18 protein-coding genes are annotated in these 15,606 nt (G+C 69.6%); 16 read left to right on the top strand and 2 right to left on the bottom strand.

Annotated features, from left to right (window positions below; genetic code table 11):
• Nucleotides 1–329: 329 nt before the first annotated feature.
• From atpB to aroA, 11 genes are all read left to right on the top strand, one after another.
• The gene (atpB, locus tag ACZ7PG_RS24950) at nt 330–1,115 is read left to right on the top strand and encodes a F0F1 ATP synthase subunit A (RefSeq protein ID WP_155541269.1); all 786 of its coding nucleotides are present in this window, start codon (nt 330–332) and stop codon (nt 1,113–1,115) included.
• 55 nt (nt 1,116–1,170) lie between these two features.
• On the top strand, nt 1,171–1,428 hold the full coding sequence (locus ACZ7PG_RS24945) for an ATP synthase subunit c family protein (protein WP_033261340.1): 258 nt from the start codon (nt 1,171–1,173) through the stop codon (nt 1,426–1,428).
• 44 nt (nt 1,429–1,472) lie between these two features.
• A complete protein-coding gene (locus tag ACZ7PG_RS24940) occupies nt 1,473–2,015 on the top strand; it encodes a F0F1 ATP synthase subunit B (protein ID WP_470242401.1) in 543 nt (180 codons plus the stop codon).
• Between the two features lie 17 nt (nt 2,016–2,032).
• Nucleotides 2,033–2,860: a F0F1 ATP synthase subunit delta gene (locus ACZ7PG_RS24935; RefSeq protein ID WP_470241488.1), complete on the top strand. Its 828-nt coding sequence runs from the start codon at nt 2,033–2,035 to the stop codon at nt 2,858–2,860.
• Between the two features lie 57 nt (nt 2,861–2,917).
• Entirely contained in the window at nt 2,918–4,558 is a 1,641-nt protein-coding gene (gene atpA, locus ACZ7PG_RS24930; protein ID WP_470241487.1) for a F0F1 ATP synthase subunit alpha, read from the top strand.
• Between the two features lie 11 nt (nt 4,559–4,569).
• Entirely contained in the window at nt 4,570–5,508 is a 939-nt protein-coding gene (locus ACZ7PG_RS24925) for a F0F1 ATP synthase subunit gamma (RefSeq protein ID WP_470241486.1), read from the top strand.
• Nucleotides 5,508–6,935 (top strand): F0F1 ATP synthase subunit beta, encoded by a 1,428-nt coding sequence (gene atpD / locus ACZ7PG_RS24920; RefSeq protein ID WP_284744206.1) that lies wholly within the window; start codon nt 5,508–5,510, stop codon nt 6,933–6,935. The genes ACZ7PG_RS24925 and atpD overlap by 1 nt, the downstream gene beginning before the upstream one ends.
• A gap of 114 nt (nt 6,936–7,049) precedes the next feature.
• Nucleotides 7,050–7,415 carry a F0F1 ATP synthase subunit epsilon gene (locus tag ACZ7PG_RS24915; RefSeq protein WP_364625972.1) on the top strand — a complete coding sequence of 122 codons (366 nt, stop codon included), beginning with the start codon at nt 7,050–7,052 and terminating at the stop codon, nt 7,413–7,415.
• 26 nt (nt 7,416–7,441) lie between these two features.
• Entirely contained in the window at nt 7,442–7,876 is a 435-nt protein-coding gene (locus ACZ7PG_RS24910; RefSeq protein WP_285476232.1) for a DUF2550 domain-containing protein, read from the top strand.
• Nucleotides 7,877–7,936: 60 nt separating this feature from the next.
• Nucleotides 7,937–8,257, top strand: a complete 321-nt coding sequence (locus ACZ7PG_RS24905) for a putative quinol monooxygenase (RefSeq protein ID WP_470241485.1) — start codon at nt 7,937–7,939, stop codon at nt 8,255–8,257.
• Between the two features lie 10 nt (nt 8,258–8,267).
• A complete protein-coding gene (gene aroA / locus ACZ7PG_RS24900; protein ID WP_470241484.1) occupies nt 8,268–9,506 on the top strand; it encodes a 3-phosphoshikimate 1-carboxyvinyltransferase in 1,239 nt (412 codons plus the stop codon).
• Here aroA and ACZ7PG_RS24895 read toward each other — a convergent pair.
• The gene (locus ACZ7PG_RS24895; protein ID WP_470241483.1) at nt 9,503–10,075 is read right to left on the bottom strand and encodes a cob(I)yrinic acid a,c-diamide adenosyltransferase; all 573 of its coding nucleotides are present in this window, start codon (nt 10,073–10,075) and stop codon (nt 9,503–9,505) included. The two genes, aroA and ACZ7PG_RS24895, sit on opposite strands and share 4 nt — an antisense overlap.
• 61 nt (nt 10,076–10,136) lie before the next feature.
• Between ACZ7PG_RS24895 and murA the strand changes: the two genes are divergently transcribed.
• Nucleotides 10,137–11,411: a UDP-N-acetylglucosamine 1-carboxyvinyltransferase gene (gene murA, locus ACZ7PG_RS24890; protein ID WP_470241482.1), complete on the top strand. Its 1,275-nt coding sequence runs from the start codon at nt 10,137–10,139 to the stop codon at nt 11,409–11,411.
• A 1-nt stretch (nt 11,412) separates the two neighbouring features.
• On the opposite strand, the gene ACZ7PG_RS24885 is transcribed toward murA, so the two are convergent.
• A complete protein-coding gene (locus ACZ7PG_RS24885) occupies nt 11,413–12,006 on the bottom strand; it encodes a TetR/AcrR family transcriptional regulator (protein WP_470241481.1) in 594 nt (197 codons plus the stop codon).
• A gap of 94 nt (nt 12,007–12,100) precedes the next feature.
• Between ACZ7PG_RS24885 and ACZ7PG_RS24880 the strand changes: the two genes are divergently transcribed.
• From ACZ7PG_RS24880 to ACZ7PG_RS24865, 4 genes are all read left to right on the top strand, one after another.
• A complete protein-coding gene (locus ACZ7PG_RS24880; RefSeq protein WP_470241480.1) occupies nt 12,101–12,526 on the top strand; it encodes a nuclear transport factor 2 family protein in 426 nt (141 codons plus the stop codon).
• Complete coding sequence (locus ACZ7PG_RS24875; RefSeq protein WP_470241479.1) at nt 12,519–13,337, top strand: NmrA family NAD(P)-binding protein; 819 nt, start codon at nt 12,519–12,521, stop codon at nt 13,335–13,337. Before ACZ7PG_RS24880 ends, ACZ7PG_RS24875 begins: the two co-directional genes overlap by 8 nt.
• Nucleotides 13,334–14,524, top strand: a complete 1,191-nt coding sequence (locus ACZ7PG_RS24870; RefSeq protein ID WP_470241478.1) for an alpha/beta hydrolase family protein — start codon at nt 13,334–13,336, stop codon at nt 14,522–14,524. The genes ACZ7PG_RS24875 and ACZ7PG_RS24870 overlap by 4 nt, the downstream gene beginning before the upstream one ends.
• 94 nt (nt 14,525–14,618) lie before the next feature.
• A complete protein-coding gene (locus ACZ7PG_RS24865; protein WP_470241477.1) occupies nt 14,619–15,605 on the top strand; it encodes a hypothetical protein in 987 nt (328 codons plus the stop codon).
• Nucleotide 15,606: the final 1 nt, after the last annotated feature.

The following is a 15,606-nucleotide window of genomic DNA, read 5'->3' as shown; positions in this document are numbered from 1 at the left end:
CGGTTGGTATGGAGTACGCCTGTACGGCACTGATTGACCTGCTGGTATGGTCCGCGTCAAGGGTGGCGGCCTCGGCCGCACGCTCCCTAAGACGAACCGCGATCAGCAGTGTGGCGACCGTGTAGTTCCGCCTCTTCGCCGCTGGTCCGAAGTAGACCGCAGGGCAGTGTTCACGCGAGACAACCCCGTGTGCAGAACGTGAAGCCGTGTTCATCGCACAGTGGGGCAGCCGCCTCCGGCGTCCCGATACGTATCGGGTACGTTAAGTCCAGATCGTGACGATTCCCCCGGCGGAGTGAACGCCGGCCGGGAGAACCGGAAGGAGCCCAGTGGGCGCGCTGGTATTGGCCGAGGGTGCTGTGTTCGCACCGCCCGGCGCCGAAAGCTTCGAGTTGCCGGCGTTGTTCGGCGGAGTCACCAAGCCGATGCTGCTCGTCGTGCTCTCGGTGGTCATCATCGCGACGTACTTCCTGCTCGCGACCCGCAAGCTTCAGGTCGTGCCCGGCAAGGGGCAGTTCGTCGCCGAGTCCATCTACGACTTCAGCCGCAACAACATCGCGCGCGAACAGATCGGCTCGAAGGACTTCAAGCGGTACGTGCCGCTCGTTTTTTCGTTGTTCACTTTCGTACTGGTGAACAACCTCTACGGGATCATCCCGTTGCTCCAGTTCCCGACCATGGCGCGATTCGGTTTCCCGGTCGCTCTGGCGGTCCTCGTCGTCTACCCGGTGTACCACTACGCGGGCTTCAAGAAGCACGGCTTCGCCGGCTACTTCAAGAAGGAACTCGCGCCCCCGGGTGTGCCGAAGGCGGTGCTCCCGCTCTTCTCGCTGATCGAGTTCGCGGAGAAGTTCTTCCTGAACCCGCTCACGCTCGCCATCCGTGTCTTCGCCGCCATGTTCGCCGGTCACCTGATCCTGGCGGTGTTCACGCTCGGCGGCACGTTCCTGCTGACCGAGACGTCGAGCTGGGCGCTCAAGCCGGTTTCGCTCGTGGCCTGGATCTTCGCCATCGGGATGACCTTCCTCGAGGCCTTCATCCAGGTCCTGCAGGCCTACATCTTCGCCCTGCTTTCGGCGGGGTACATCGGCGCCGCGCTGGCGTCGGAGCACTGAGAACACAAGCCCCCGATCCACGCGAGCGCGTGGACCGAAGTGAAGGGAAACGCACGTGAGCAACATCGTTCTGGCCCAGGCCGCCGAGCAGGCCGCCAACATCAACCCCGGCCTCGCCGCCATCGGTTACGGCCTCGGCGCGATCGGCCCGGGCATCGGTGTGGGTCTGATCTTCGCCGCCGTCATCAACGGCACCGCGCGTCAGCCGGAGGCCCAGGGCAAGCTGCAGGGCATCGGCTTCTCGACCTTCGTGCTGACCGAGGTTCTGGCCCTGATCGGCATCGTCATCTACTTCATCGCCTCCGCCGCCTGAGTCAGCAGCTCATCGCTTAAGGAGACGCCGTGCTGAAGAGTGCAATGCTCCTCGCCGCAGAAGGCGAGACGCACAACCCGATCATCCCCGACATCTCGGAGCTGATCCTCGGCATCGTCGCCTTCCTGATCCTGCTGTTCATCCTCAAGAAGTACGTCGTCCCTCGCTTCGAGGCCGCGTACGACGAGCGTGCGCAGAAGATCGAGGGTGGCATCGAGAAGGCCGAAAAGGCCCAGGCCGAAGCCGAAGACGCGCTGGCCAAGTACCGGGCCCAGCTGCAGGAAGCCCGCAGCGAGGCCGCGAAGATCCGCGACGACGCCCGGCTCGAAGCCGAGCAGATCAAGGCGGAACTGCGGGCCGACGCCGAAGCCGAGTCCCAGCGGATCGTCGCCCAGGGGCAGGCTCAGCTGCAGGCCCAGAAGGCGCAGATCATCGCCGAGCTGCGGGCCGACATGGGCCGCAACGCCGTGGAGCTGGCCAGCCGCATCGTCGGTGAGTCGCTCGAAGACGAGGCGCGCCGTCGCGGCACCGTCGACCGGTTCCTCGCGGAGCTGGACACCGCCGGTGCCAACGGCGCCGGAATCTAGCGGGGAAGTAGACCGGAATGACGATGCTGCATGCTGCGAGCCGTGAAGCGCTCGGCCTCGCCGAGGAACGCCTCGGCGAGGTTCTGGCCGACGCGGGAGCCGACGCGGCCACGGTCGGCGACGAGCTGCTCTCGGTCGTCGACCTGCTGGACCGGGAGATCGGTCTCCGCCGGGCGGTGAGTGACGCTTCGGCGAAGCCGGAGACGCGCACTGCGCTGGTGCGCCGGCTGTTCGACGGCAAGCTGTCCGAACCGGCCTTGAAGGTGCTCGACGCCGTGGCGGGCAACCGCTGGTCCAGCCCTCGTCAGCTGGTCGACGGGCTCGAGTCGCTCGGTCACTCCGCGCTGCTCACCGCGGCCGAGAAGACCGGCAACATCGACGCCGTCGAGACCCAGCTGTTCCAGGTCTCGCGAGTCGTGGCCAACCACCCGGAGCTCGAGACGGCGCTCTCGGACCTGGCCGGCCCCGCGGAGGCCAAGCGGACGCTGGTGCGCGGGCTGTTCGCCGACAAGGTGGACGTGGTCACCGAGACCCTCGTCGAGCAGGTCGTCCGCCGGGCCAAGGGCCACGGCGTCGGCGCCGGGCTCGACCAGCTGGTCAAGCTGGCCGCGGAACGCCGCGAGCGCTCGGTCGCCTACGTGACCAGCGCGAGCGCCCTGACCGACGAGCAGGCCGCCCGGCTGGGCGCGAAGCTGAACGACATCTACGGGCGGGCGATCGCGCTGCACGTCGAGGTCGACCCCGACCTCGGTGGCGGGCTCGTGGTCCGCGTCGGGGACGAGGTCATCGACGGGAGCGCCGCGGGTCGGCTGGCGGCCCTGCGCAGGCGGCTGGCCCGGGCATAGCCCCAGGTCACACAAGACTTTGCATACTGGCAAGAACGAAGCGAGAGCGGGAAAGACATGGCCGAGCTGACGATCTCCTCGGATGAGATCCGTAGCGCGATCGAGAACTACGTCTCGAGTTACGCCCCGGACGTGAGCCGGGAAGAAGTTGGCATCGTGGCGGACGCCGGTGACGGCATCGCCCACGTCGAGGGCCTGCCCTCGGCCATGGCCAACGAGCTGCTCGAGTTCCCCGGCGGCGTCCTGGGCGTCGCGCTCAACCTGGACGCGCGTTCCATCGGTGTCGCGATCCTCGGCGACTTCGAAAGCATCGAGGAGGGCCAGCAGGTCAAGCGCACCGGCCAGGTCCTGTCGGTGCCGGTCGGCGACGGCTACCTCGGCCGTGTCGTGAACCCGCTGGGTGCCGCCATCGACGGTCTCGGCGACATCGAGACCACCGACCGCCGCCCGCTGGAGGTCAAGGCCGCTTCGGTGGTCGAGCGCCAGCCGGTGTCGGAGCCGCTGCAGACCGGCATCACCGCGATCGACGCGATGACCCCGATCGGCCGCGGCCAGCGCCAGCTGATCATCGGTGACCGCAAGACGGGCAAGACCGCCGTCGCCGTGGACACGATCATCAACCAGAAGGCCAACTGGGAGACCGGCGACCCGAAGAAGCAGGTTCGCTGCATCTACGTCGCCGTCGGCCAGAAGGGCTCGACGATCGCCGCGGTCAAGAAGTCCCTCGAGGACGCGGGCGCGATGGAGTACACCACCATCGTCGCCGCCCCCGCTTCGGACTCCGCCGGCTTCAAGTGGATCGCGCCGTACACCGGCTCGGCCATCGGCCAGCACTGGATGTACGAGGGCAAGCACGTCCTCATCGTGTTCGACGACCTGACCAAGCAGGCCGACGCGTACCGCGCGATCTCGCTGCTGCTGCGTCGCCCGCCGGGCCGCGAGGCCTTCCCCGGCGACGTCTTCTACTTGCACTCCCGTCTCCTCGAGCGGTGCGCCAAGCTCTCGGACGAGCTGGGCGCGGGCTCGCTGACCGGGCTGCCGATCATCGAGACGAAGGCCAACGACGTGTCGGCCTACATCCCGACGAACGTCATCTCGATCACCGACGGCCAGTGCTTCTTCCAGTCGGACCTGTTCAACGCCGGTCAGCGCCCGGCCATCGACGTGGGCATCTCGGTGTCCCGCGTGGGTGGTGCCGCGCAGGTCAAGGCGATGAAGAGCGTTTCGGGCTCGCTCCGGATCGACCTGTCGCAGTACCGCGAGCTGGAGGCGTTCGCCGCCTTCGCCTCGGACCTCGACGACGCGTCGAAGGCGCAGCTCGAGCGCGGTGCCCGCCTGTACGAGGTGCTCAAGCAGCCGCAGTACTCGCCGGTCCCGGTCGAGGAGCAGGTCTGCACGGTGTGGCTGGGCACGAACGGCCACTACGACTCGGTCCCGACCGAGGACGTGCGCCGCTTCAACCACGAGTTCCTCGACTCGGCCCGCCGCAAGCACGAGGACGTGCTGAGCGCGATCCGCGACTCCGGCAAGTTCGAGGACGAGACCGCCGACAAGCTGGTCGCCGCGGTCAACGAGTTCAAGAAGGAGTTCACCACGGCCGAGGGCAAGTCCCTCGTCGAGGCGGACGCCGACGCCATGGACGCCGACAAGGTCGGGCACGAGACCGTCAAGGTCAACAAGCCCGCTCCGAAGAAGTGAGCTGATAGCTCATGGCCGCACAACTCCGGGAACTCCGGTCGCGCATCAAGGCGACCAAGTCGATCGGCAAGATCACCAAGGCGATGGAGCTCATCGCCACCGCGCGCATCACCAAGGCGCGGGCGAAGGTCGCCGCCTCCCGGCCGTACGCCGACGAGATCACCAAGGTGCTCTCGGCGCTGGCCGGTGCGGCGGCCAACCTCGACCACCCCATGCTGGTCGAGCGCCCGAACCCGAAGCGGGCCGCTGTCCTGGTCGTGACCAGTGACAAGGGCCAGTGCGGTGGCTACAACTCCAACGTGCTGCGCGCGACCGAAGAGCTGCTTTCCCTGCTCCGCTCCGAGGGCAAGGAAGCGCGGATCTACGTCACCGGCAACAAGGGCCTGAACTACTACCGCTTCCGTGACCGCCCGGTGGTGGACGGCTGGACGGGCTTCTCCGACCAGCCGACCTACACCGCCGCGGTGGAGGCGGGCGAGGCCCTCGTCCGGTCGTTCATGGCCGGCGTCGACGACGAGCACGGCAACGCCGACGGCATCGAGGGTGTCGACGAGATCCACATCGTCTACACCGAGTTCGTGTCGATGCTGACGCAGCGCCCGACCGCCAAGCGCGTCGCGCCGCTCGAGGTCGAGTACTCCGAAGGAGAAGAGGAGAAGCCCGCCGGGCTGCTCCCCAGCTACGAGTTCGAGCCCAGTGCCGACAAGCTGCTGGACGCGCTCCTGCCGAAGTACATCAACACGCGGCTCTACGCGGCCATGCTCGAGTCCGCGGCGTCCGAACTGGCCGCCCGCCGGACGGCGATGAAGGCCGCGTCGGACAACGCGAACGACCTGGTGGGGAACCTGACGCGGGAGATGAACCAGGCCCGCCAGGCGCAGATCACCCAGGAGATCTCCGAAATCGTCGGTGGCGCGAACGCGCTCACCGCAGCAGGAAGTGATGATTGATGACCAGTACTGAAGCCCCGCGCGCCAAGGGGCGCATCGTGTCGGTGACCGGTCCGGTCGTCGACGTCGAGTTCCCGCGCGGTTCCGTGCCCGACCAGTTCAGCGCGCTCAAGGTCGAGATCGAGTTCGAGCAGCTCCGCAAGACCGTGACCCTCGAGGTCGCCAGCCACCTGGGTGACAACCTCGTCCGCACCATTTCGCTCCAGCCGCAGGACGGCCTGGTCCGGGGCGCCGAGGTCACCGACACCGGCAAGCCGATCACCGTGCCGGTGGGCGACAAGGTCAAGGGCCACGTCTACAACGCGCTCGGCGAGTGCCTCGACGAGCCCGGCTACGGCGACGACCTCGAGCGCTGGGGCATCCACCGCAACCCGCCGTCCTTCGACCAGCTCGAAGGCAAGACGGAGATGCTGGAGACCGGCCTGAAGGTCGTCGACCTGCTCACCCCGTACGTCCAGGGTGGCAAGATCGGCCTGTTCGGCGGTGCCGGCGTCGGCAAGACGGTGCTCATCAAGGAGATGATCACCCGTGTCGCCCGGAACTTCGGTGGTACGTCGGTGTTCGCCGGGGTCGGCGAGCGCACCCGTGAGGGCAACGACCTCTTCCTGGAGATGAGCGAAGACGGCGTCATCAACGACACCGCCCTCGTGTTCGGCCAGATGGACGAGCCGCCGGGCACGCGCATGCGCGTCGCCCTGTCCGCGCTGACCATGGCGGAGTACTTCCGCGATGTGCAGAACCAGGACGTGCTGCTGTTCATCGACAACATCTTCCGGTTCACCCAGGCCGGTTCCGAGGTGTCGACCCTGCTGGGCCGCATGCCTTCGGCCGTGGGTTACCAGCCGACGCTGGCCGACGAGATGGGCCAGCTGCAGGAGCGGATCACCTCGACCCGAGGCCGGTCGATCACCTCGATGCAGGCGATCTACGTCCCCGCGGACGACTACACCGACCCGGCCCCGGCCGCGACGTTCGCCCACCTGGACGCCACCACCGAGCTCTCGCGTGGTGTCTTCCAGAAGGGCATCTTCCCGGCGGTGGACCCGCTGGCGTCGACGTCGACGATCCTCGACCCGGCCATCGTCGGTGAGGACCACTACCGCGTGGCTTCCGAGGTCATCCGGATCCTGCAGAAGTACAAGGAACTGCAGGACATCATCGCGATCCTCGGTATGGACGAGCTCTCGGAAGAGGACAAGCTGACCGTTCAGCGCGCGCGCCGCATCGAGCGGTTCCTGTCGCAGAACATGCTGGTCGCCGAGGCGTTCACGCAGATCCCGGGCTCGACGGTGCCGCTCTCGGAGACCATCGAGTCGTTCGACCGCATCTCGAAGGGTGACTTCGACCACTACCCGGAGCAGGCGTTCCTGGGTATCGGTGGCCTCGAGGACCTCGAGAAGAAGTACAAGGAAATCACCAAGAAGTGATTCCGTGAGTACGGCGGGGGCAGTGTCCTATGTGGATGCGCGCCCCCGCCGTTCTCATACCGGGATACAGACCTATTACACTCGGGATCAACACCCCGAGCTAAGGAGTGCTACGTGGCTGAGATGTCCGTGGAGCTGGTGGCCGTCGAGCGCCGTCTCTGGTCGGGTACCGCCACTTTCGTGGTGGCCCAGACCACCGAGGGCGAGATCGGCATCATGGCCGGCCACGAACCCGTGCTCGGGCAGCTCGTCGAGGGTGGCGTGGTCAAGGTGACGACCACCGACGGCGAGACGGTCTGTGCCGCCGTGCACGGCGGATTCCTCTCCGTGACCGGTACCGGGGTGAGCATCCTGGCCGAGAGCGCCGAGCTTTCCGACGAAATCGACGTCAACGCGGCGAAGGCGGCACTGAGCGCCGACGACGAGACCGAGCGGACGAGGGCCACGGCCCAGCTCCGCGCGGCAGGTCAGTCGGCCTGAGCGGGAGACGGGCAGGAGCCGAGGCCGTGAAGATCACCGTGGTCGTAGTGGGGCTCCTGATCGTGCTCGCCGTGCTGGTCGCCTGGTACGGCCAGCGGTGGATCCGGATGCGCCGCGGCGGGGGCGTGAGCGTCGCGCTGCGGTGGCGTCCGGACGCCGCGCGGTCCAGCTGGCACCTGGGGCTGGGCCGCTACGAGGGCGACGAGTTCGTCTGGTACCGCGTGTGGAGCCTGCGGACCGGCCCGGACCGCGTCTTCCAGCGTGAAAGCATGCAGATCGCCGACCGGCGCGACCCGTCCGGGACCGAGGCCTACGCCGTTCCTGAAGGCTCGACCGTGCTGCGTTGCGAGTCGGAGACCCAGGAGGCGATCGAGATCGCCATGGGCCCGGGCGCGCTCACGGGGTTTCTCTCGTGGCTCGAATCCGCTCCGCCGGGGCGACGTCTCCCGCGCGCCTCCTGACGCTGTCTTTGTCTCAAACTGGGACAGCCACGGCCGCCGTTTTGGCTTACGGTTGAGGCCATGATCTTCATCGTGGTCAAGTTCCCGGTCAAGCCGGAGCACGCCGAAGCCTGGCCGGAAATCGTCGCCGACTACACCCGGAACACCCGCGCCGAGGCCGGCAACCGGTTCTTCGAGTGGTCCCGCAGCCTCGAAGACAAGAACACGTACGTGCTGGTCGAAGGCTTCGAGGGCCAGGACGCCGCCGTCGCGCACGTCGGCTCCGACCACTTCAAGTGGGCCGTCGCGAACCTGGGTGCCTACATCAGCGACAACCCGCAGATCATCAACGTCCAGGACGCCTCCGACTGGGGCCCGATGGCCGAGATCTCGCCCCACTAAACTGGGGTTCGTGACTCTCGTCGAGATCCCCGGCTCCAAGTCCGTCACCGCCCGCGGCCTGTTCCTGGCCGCCGCCGCGAACGGCACCACGACCCTCGGCCGTCCGCTGCACTCGGACGACACCGAGGGCTTCGCCGAGGGGCTCGTCAAGCTCGGGTACCGCGTCGACCGGCAGCCGGGCGCGTGGACCATCGAGGGCCGCCCGTCGGGTCCCGGCGTCGCCGCGGCTGACGTCTTCTGCCGCGACGGCGCCACGACGGCCCGGTTCCTGCCCGCGCTGGCGGCGGCCGGCACCGGGACGTTCCACTTCGACGCTTCCGACCAGATGCGCCGCCGCCCGCTCGGCCCGCTGACCGACGCGCTGCAGGAGCTCGGCGTCGACCTGACCTTCGAAGGCGAGCCGGGGCACCACCCGCTGACGATCCGCGCGAACGGCGTCAAGGGCGGCTCACTGACCCTCGACGCGGGGCTGTCGTCCCAGTTCCTGACGGCGTTGCTGCTGCTCGGGCCGCTGACCGCCGAGGGGCTGCGGATCACGGTGACCGACCTGGTGTCGGTGCCGTACGTCGAGATCACCCTCGAAATGATGCGGCGGTTCGGCGTCGACGTCCGCCGCGAGGGCAAGACGTTCGTGGTGCCACCGCAGCCGTACCAGGCGTGCGAGTACCCGGTCGAGCCCGACGCGTCGACGGCCAGCTACTTCCTCGCCGCGGCGGCCGTCACGGGCCGGACGGTGACCATCCCGGGGCTGGGGTCCTCGGCGCTGCAGGGTGACGTCCAGTTCGTGTCCGTGCTGGAGCAGATGGGCGCGCACGTCGAGCTGACCGAGGACTCGGTGACGGTCGCGGGCCCGTCGGACGGCCTGCGCGGCGTCACGGTGAACATGCGCGACATCTCGGACACCGTGCCGACGCTGGCGGCGATCGCGCCGTTCGCGTCGGGCCCGGTGCGCATCGAGGACGTCTACAACACGCGCATCAAGGAGTGCGACCGCCTCGACGCGTGCGAGGAGAACCTGCGCGCCATGGGCATCGCGGTTGAGACGGGCCGCGACTGGATCGAGATCCAGCCGGGCACGCCCACCGGCGCGATGGTCAAGTGCCGGCGCGACCACCGGATCGCGATGGCGTTCAGCATCACCGGACTGCTGACCGAGGGCATCACGCTGGACGACCCGGACTGCGTCAAGAAGACGTTCCCCGGCTTCCACCAGGCGCTGCGCGCGCTGCGGGACAGCTGGGGGATCTAGGGCTGCCCGCCCGGGGCCCACAGCACGTCACCGTCCGGGTTCGCCAGCCGCGCCAGGATGAACAGCAGGTCCGACAGCCGGTTCAGGTACTTCACCGCGACCGGGTTCGTCGTCTCCGGCTCGGCCTCGTGCAGCGCCCACGCGCTTCGCTCCGCGCGGCGGGACACCGTCCGCGCCTGGTGCAGGAACGCCGCGCCGGGGGTCCCGCCCGGCAGGATGAACGACGTCAGCTTCGGCAGGCGCTCGTTGAACTCGTCGCACCAGCCTTCGAGCCGTTCGACGTACTTCTCCGTGATCCGCAACGGCGGGTACGGCGGGTCGTCGGAGATCGGCAGGCAGAGGTCGGCGCCGACGTCGAAGAGATCGTTCTGCACCGCACGCAGGACATCCGCGACCTCGTCGGTCAGCTGCCCGACCGAGATCGCCAGGCCCAGCACCGAGTTCGTCTCGTCCGTGTCGGCGTACGCGCCCAGGCGCGGAGACGTCTTGGGCACGCGGGACCCGTCGCCGAGCGCGGTCGTGCCGCTGTCGCCGACCTTCGTGTAGACGCGGTTGATGCGAACGACCATGAACCCACCATAGCGGCCCCCGCCCGGGCCGAATCCGGGCGAGAGGGCATGATTGGCGGCCATGAGCGAGCACTTCGACGTGCATGGCGGAGCCCGGCTGGTCGGCGAGGTCGACGTGGTCGGCGCGAAGAACAGCGTGCTGAAGCTGATGGCCGCGGCCCTGCTGGCCGAGGGCACCACGACCATCACGAACTGCCCGCAGATCCTGGACGTCCCGCTGATGGGCGACGTGCTGCGGAGCGTCGGCTGCGAGGTCGTCATCGAGGGCGACACCGCCACCATCACCACGCCCGCCGAGCTGTCGCACCGCGCGGACTCGGCGGCGATGGGCAAGCTGCGCGCGTCCGTCTGCGTGCTGGGGCCGCTGGTCGGCCGGCTGAAGCAGGCCGTCGTGGCGCTGCCGGGCGGGGACGCGATCGGCTCGCGCCCGCTGGACATGCACCAGAACGGCCTGCGCAAGCTGGGCGCGACGAGCACCATCGAGCACGGCTGCGTCGTCGCGAAGGCCGAGACACTGGTCGGCGCGCAGATCTGGCTCGACTTCCCGAGTGTCGGCGCGACCGAGAACATCCTGATGGCGGCCGTGCTGGCCGAGGGCACCACGGTCATCGACAACTGCGCGCGCGAGCCCGAGATCGTCGACATCTGCACGATGCTCACCGAGATGGGCGCGAAGATCGAGGGCGCCGGCACGTCGACGCTGACCGTGCACGGCGTGGAGCAGCTGCACCCGACCGAGCACAGCGTGATCGGCGACCGGATCGTCGGCGCGACCTGGGCGTTCGCGGCGTCGATGACCCGCGGCGACATCACGGTCCGCGGCGTCAACCCGCACCACCTCGACCTGATCCTGAACAAGCTGCAGCTGGCCGGCGCGGACGTCGAGACGTTCGGCGACAAGGGTTTCCGCGTGGTCCAGCCGGAGCGCCCGAAGGCGGTCGACTGGGTGACGCTGCCGTACCCCGGCTTCGCGACCGACCTGCAGCCGTTCGCGGTGGCGCTCTCGGCGGTGTCCGAAGGCACGTCGATGATCACGGAGAACGTCTACGAGGCGCGCTTCCGCTTCATCGAGGAGATGGTCCGCCTGTCCGGCGACGCGCGCACGGACGGCCACCACGCGGTGGTCCGCGGCGTCAAGACGCTGTCGAGCGCGCCGGTCTGGGCGTCCGACATCCGCGCGGGCGCCGGCCTGGTGCTGGCGGGCCTGTGCGCGGACGGCGTCACCGAGGTCTGGGACGTCTTCCACATCGACCGCGGCTACCCGCACTTCGTCGAGAACCTGAACCGCCTGGGCGCGAACATCAAGCGCGTCAGCGGCGAGCCCGACCGGGCGTGAGTCACGCGCCCTGCGCGCCGAGTGCGCGCAGGGCGAACTCCACCAGCCGCTCCACGTAGTCCTCTTCGGCCGGGGCCATCCGGACCACCAGGCGCCAGTAGATCGGCGCCGCCAGGACGTCGAGCGCCAGTTCCATGTCCAGGTCCGCCGGGAGCTCGCCGCGGGCGATCGCGCGGCGCAGCATCGCCTCGCCGACCTCGCGGCGGGGGCCGCCGATGGCCTCGCGCAGGCCGCGGCCGTGGTCGGGGTTGCGGGCGTCCTCCGCGACCAGGTCCGGCAGGATCCGGGAGAACAGCGGGTGCATCAGCCAGTCGATCAGCGCCTGCATCGTCTCCCGCAGGTCGCCGCGCAGTGAGCCGGTGTCCGCCTCCGCCGCGCGGGTCACGCTGAAGTCCGTCACCACGGACGCGATCATGTGGTCCTTCGACACCCACCGCCGGTACAGCGCGCTCTTGCCGACGCCGGCGCGTTTCGCCACGGCTTCCATCGACAGCCGGCCGTAGCCCTGCTCGGCGAGTTCCCACATGACGGCGTCGGCGATCGCCTGCGTGACCTCGGGCTGGAGGACCGCGGCGCCGGTCGGGGTGCGTGCCATGGGCGCAGTGTAGCGGGTGGACGAGACGGTACCGTCCCGTCTACAGTTACGTCGGGACGGTACCGTCTCGTCCGATCGATGACTGGAGGTTGAGATGTACTCACGAGACCTCGTCGAGCAGGGGATCGACCTGCTGCTGAAGCACGACATGACCGCGTTCGCCGGGTTGTGGGCCGAGGACGGCATCCTGGAGTTCCCGTTCGCCGGCCCGGGCTACCCGAAGCGCGTCGAGGGCCGCGCCGCGATCACCGAGTACCTGCGCGACTACCCGAACCTGCTGGACATCCGGGAGGTCGTCGCCAAGACCGTGCACGAAACGACCGACCCGGCCGTGGTCGTCGCCGAGTTCACCGTCGCCGGGGTCGTGGTGGCTTCGGGGAAGCCGTACGAGCTGTCCTACATCGCGGTGATCACCGTCGAGGACGGCGAGATCCGCCACTACCGCGACTACTGGAGCCCGCTCGCCGCGGCCGAGGTCCTCGGCGGCGTCGACGAGCTGACGGCGGCCTTCGGTGGCTGACGTCCTGGTCCTCGGCGGCACCGGCACCACCGGGCGCCGGGTCGTCGCCGGCCTGCGCGCTCGCGGTGTCCCGGCTCGGGCGGCCACGCGCAAGCCGGGCGAGCCCGGGCAGGTCCGGTTCGACTGGGCCGACCGCTCGACCCACGCCGACGCTCTGCGCGGCGTCTCCGCGATGTACCTGCTGCCGCCGATCGGGGAGGCTTCGCCGGCGAAGCTCGTGTCGCCGTTCCTGGACGACGCACTGGCCGCGGGCGTCCGGCGGGTCGTCCTGCTCAGCTCGTCGGCCGTCACGGCGGACACGCCCGGGCTCGGCGACCTCCAGCGGCTGGTGCGCGCGGCGCCGGAGTGGGCCGTGCTGCGGCCGTCCTGGTTCATGCAGAACTTCACCGGCGAGCACCTGGTCGCCCAGGGTGTGCGCGACGGCGAGATCGTCACCGCCACCGGGGACGCGCGGGTCGCGTTCGTCGACGCCGGCGACATCGCGGCGGTCGCCGTCCGCGCGCTGACCGATCCCGAACCGCACAACACCGAACACGTGCTCACCGGTCCGGCCGCGGTGAGCTACGCCGAAGCCGCGTCGATCGTCGCCGCGCGCACCGGCCGTCCGGTGCGGCACCGCGCCGTGAGCACCGCCGAATTCGCGGCTCTGCTCACCGCGGCCGGGATTCCGGGGGACTTCGCGCGGGTGCTCGCCGCCCTCGACGAGGACATCCGCCGGGGCACCGAAGACCGCGTCACCCCAGCCGTCGAAGAGGTCACCGGCCGGCCCGCCCGCCCGTTCGAAACCTTTGTGGAGGAGGAGATCCGATGAAGCAGATCATGTTCACCGAAGACCCGCAGTTCTGGTTCGAGACGCTGCGCCTGTTCGGGCACTCGTCCTACGGCGGCTCGGACTTCGGGGAGGTGCTCGCGGCCGCGTCGACCGTGACGGCCGGCGACTACGACAGCTGGCACGACGCCTACCGCGCACTGGCCGACCGGCTCTACGCCGAGGCCGCCGACGCCGGGCCGATCACCGCGCGGGACCTGCTGCTGCGGGCGTCGACGTACTACTTCTCGTCGGAGTTCTTCCTGCACGGCGACCCGGCGGACCCGCGGATCGCGGCGGCGTACGACCGCTGTGTCGAGAGCTTCCGGCGGGCCGGCGTCGCGGAGCCGGTCGAAATCCCTTACGACGGAACGGTTCTGCAGGGGTACCTCTACCGCGCGCCGGGTGACGGGCCGAAGCCGTTGCTGATCATGCACAACGGGTTCGACGGCAGTGCCGAGGAGTGTCACTACATGGGCGCGGCGGCCGGCGCCGAGCGCGGTTACCACGTGCTGACGTTCGACGGCCCGGGCCAGCCGAGCGCGATCCGGCGCGAGAAGCTCGTGTTCCGGCCGGACTGGGAGCACGTCGTCACGCCGGTGGTGGACTTCGCGCTGGGACTCGACGGCGTGGACGCCTCGCGCGTGGCGCTGCTCGGCATCAGCCTCGGCGGCATGCTCGCCCCGCGCGCGGCGGCGTTCGAGCCGCGGCTGGCGGCGGTCGTCGCGGTGGACGGCGTGTACGACGCGGGTGCGGCGGTGACCGGCCTGCTGCCCTGGGACCGCGCGGAGATCGTCCGCCGGGCCCAGGCTCCCGAGGACGCGGAGTTCGACGCGATCCTCGCCGCCGGCCGCGAGGCGAGCTCGACGCTGCGCTGGGCGTGCGACCACGGCCGGTACGTCCTGGGCGCGGCGACCGACCGCGAGTTCATCGCGAAGTACCTCGAGTACACGCTGGAGGACGGCGTCGCGGAGAAGATCACGTGCCCGACGCTGGTGTGCGAGGCGGCGGACGACCTGTTCTTCGCCGGGGAGACCGAAACCGAGCCGCGCCGGCTGTACGACCACCTGAACGCGCCGAAGACGCTGCTGACGTTCACGGCGGAGGAGGGCGCGGACGCGCACTGCCACGTCGGCGCCCAGCGACTCGCGGCCGGCCGGATCTACGACTGGCTGGATCGCACGCTCTGACCGCGCGGCCGAACGGGTGAACCGAACCCCCGGTGCTCAACGGCGAGCGGTGCCGGCGCGTGGTCAGCGCGACCGACGACCGAGGGGGACCTTCATGAACCTGTTCAAAAGAACGACGACGGCGGGGCTGGCCGTGCTGGCCCTGGCCACCGTCGCGGTGGCACCGGCGGCGGCCGCGAGCCCGGCACCTTGCACCTGGCAGGCCGAAAGAGTCGCGCTCCCGCCGTTCGGCCAGCCCGGTTTCGTCGACGTCGACGCGACGGACGGCGAGGGGAACTACGTGGGCCACTCCATCGACCGGAGCACGTCCCGCGTGGTGCTGTGGGAGCACGGCGTGCCGCGGAACCTCGACCTGCCCGCCGGCTTCGACTCGGCGATGCCCGCCGGGCTGAACCGGTCGGGGGCCGTCCTCGTGAACGCGGATGCGTTCACCAGCCCGGCGACCTCGCAGATCTTCTTGTACCGCAACGGAACCTACGAGCAGATCCGGCCGCCCGACGGCTATCGGGACGTGCACGCGGACGCGATCAACGACCGCGGCGACGTCGTGGCCACCGCGCGCGTACCGGGTGGCAGCGTCGTGATCCTGTGGTCCGTCCTGGCCGCCGGTCCGCGGGTCATCGCCCCGCCGGAACTGCCTTACGCGTCCGCCGTGGACATCGACGAGGACGGCACCGTTCTCCTCAGCGGCGGCAATTCGGCCTACCTCTGGCGCTCGGGCACCCTCACCCCGCAGCCGCCTTCGCCGCAGACTCCCGTGCTGGCCCGGGCGATCAGCGGCGGCAACGCCGTGGGCACCGTGCTCGACCCGGCCGGCCCGAAGGCCGTGCTGTGGTCGCAGAACACCCCGCACCCGCTCGACGGCGGTGGCACCGCGGAAAGCGTCAACCGCCACGGCACGATCGCCGGCCGGGTCGGCGGGTGGGACGGCCCGCCCGCGGTCTGGCAGGGCACGAGCCTGGTGACGAAGCTGCCGCTCCCGGCCGGGGCGGCGTCGGCGTCGGCCGACCTCGTCGGCGACGACGGGACGGTCTTCGGCCGCGACGACTACGGTCCCGTGCTCTGGCGGTGCGGTTCCTGAC

This window comes from Amycolatopsis sp. NPDC114504 (genome assembly GCF_055633595.1).
This window is presented reverse-complemented; position numbering and strand designations above follow the sequence as displayed.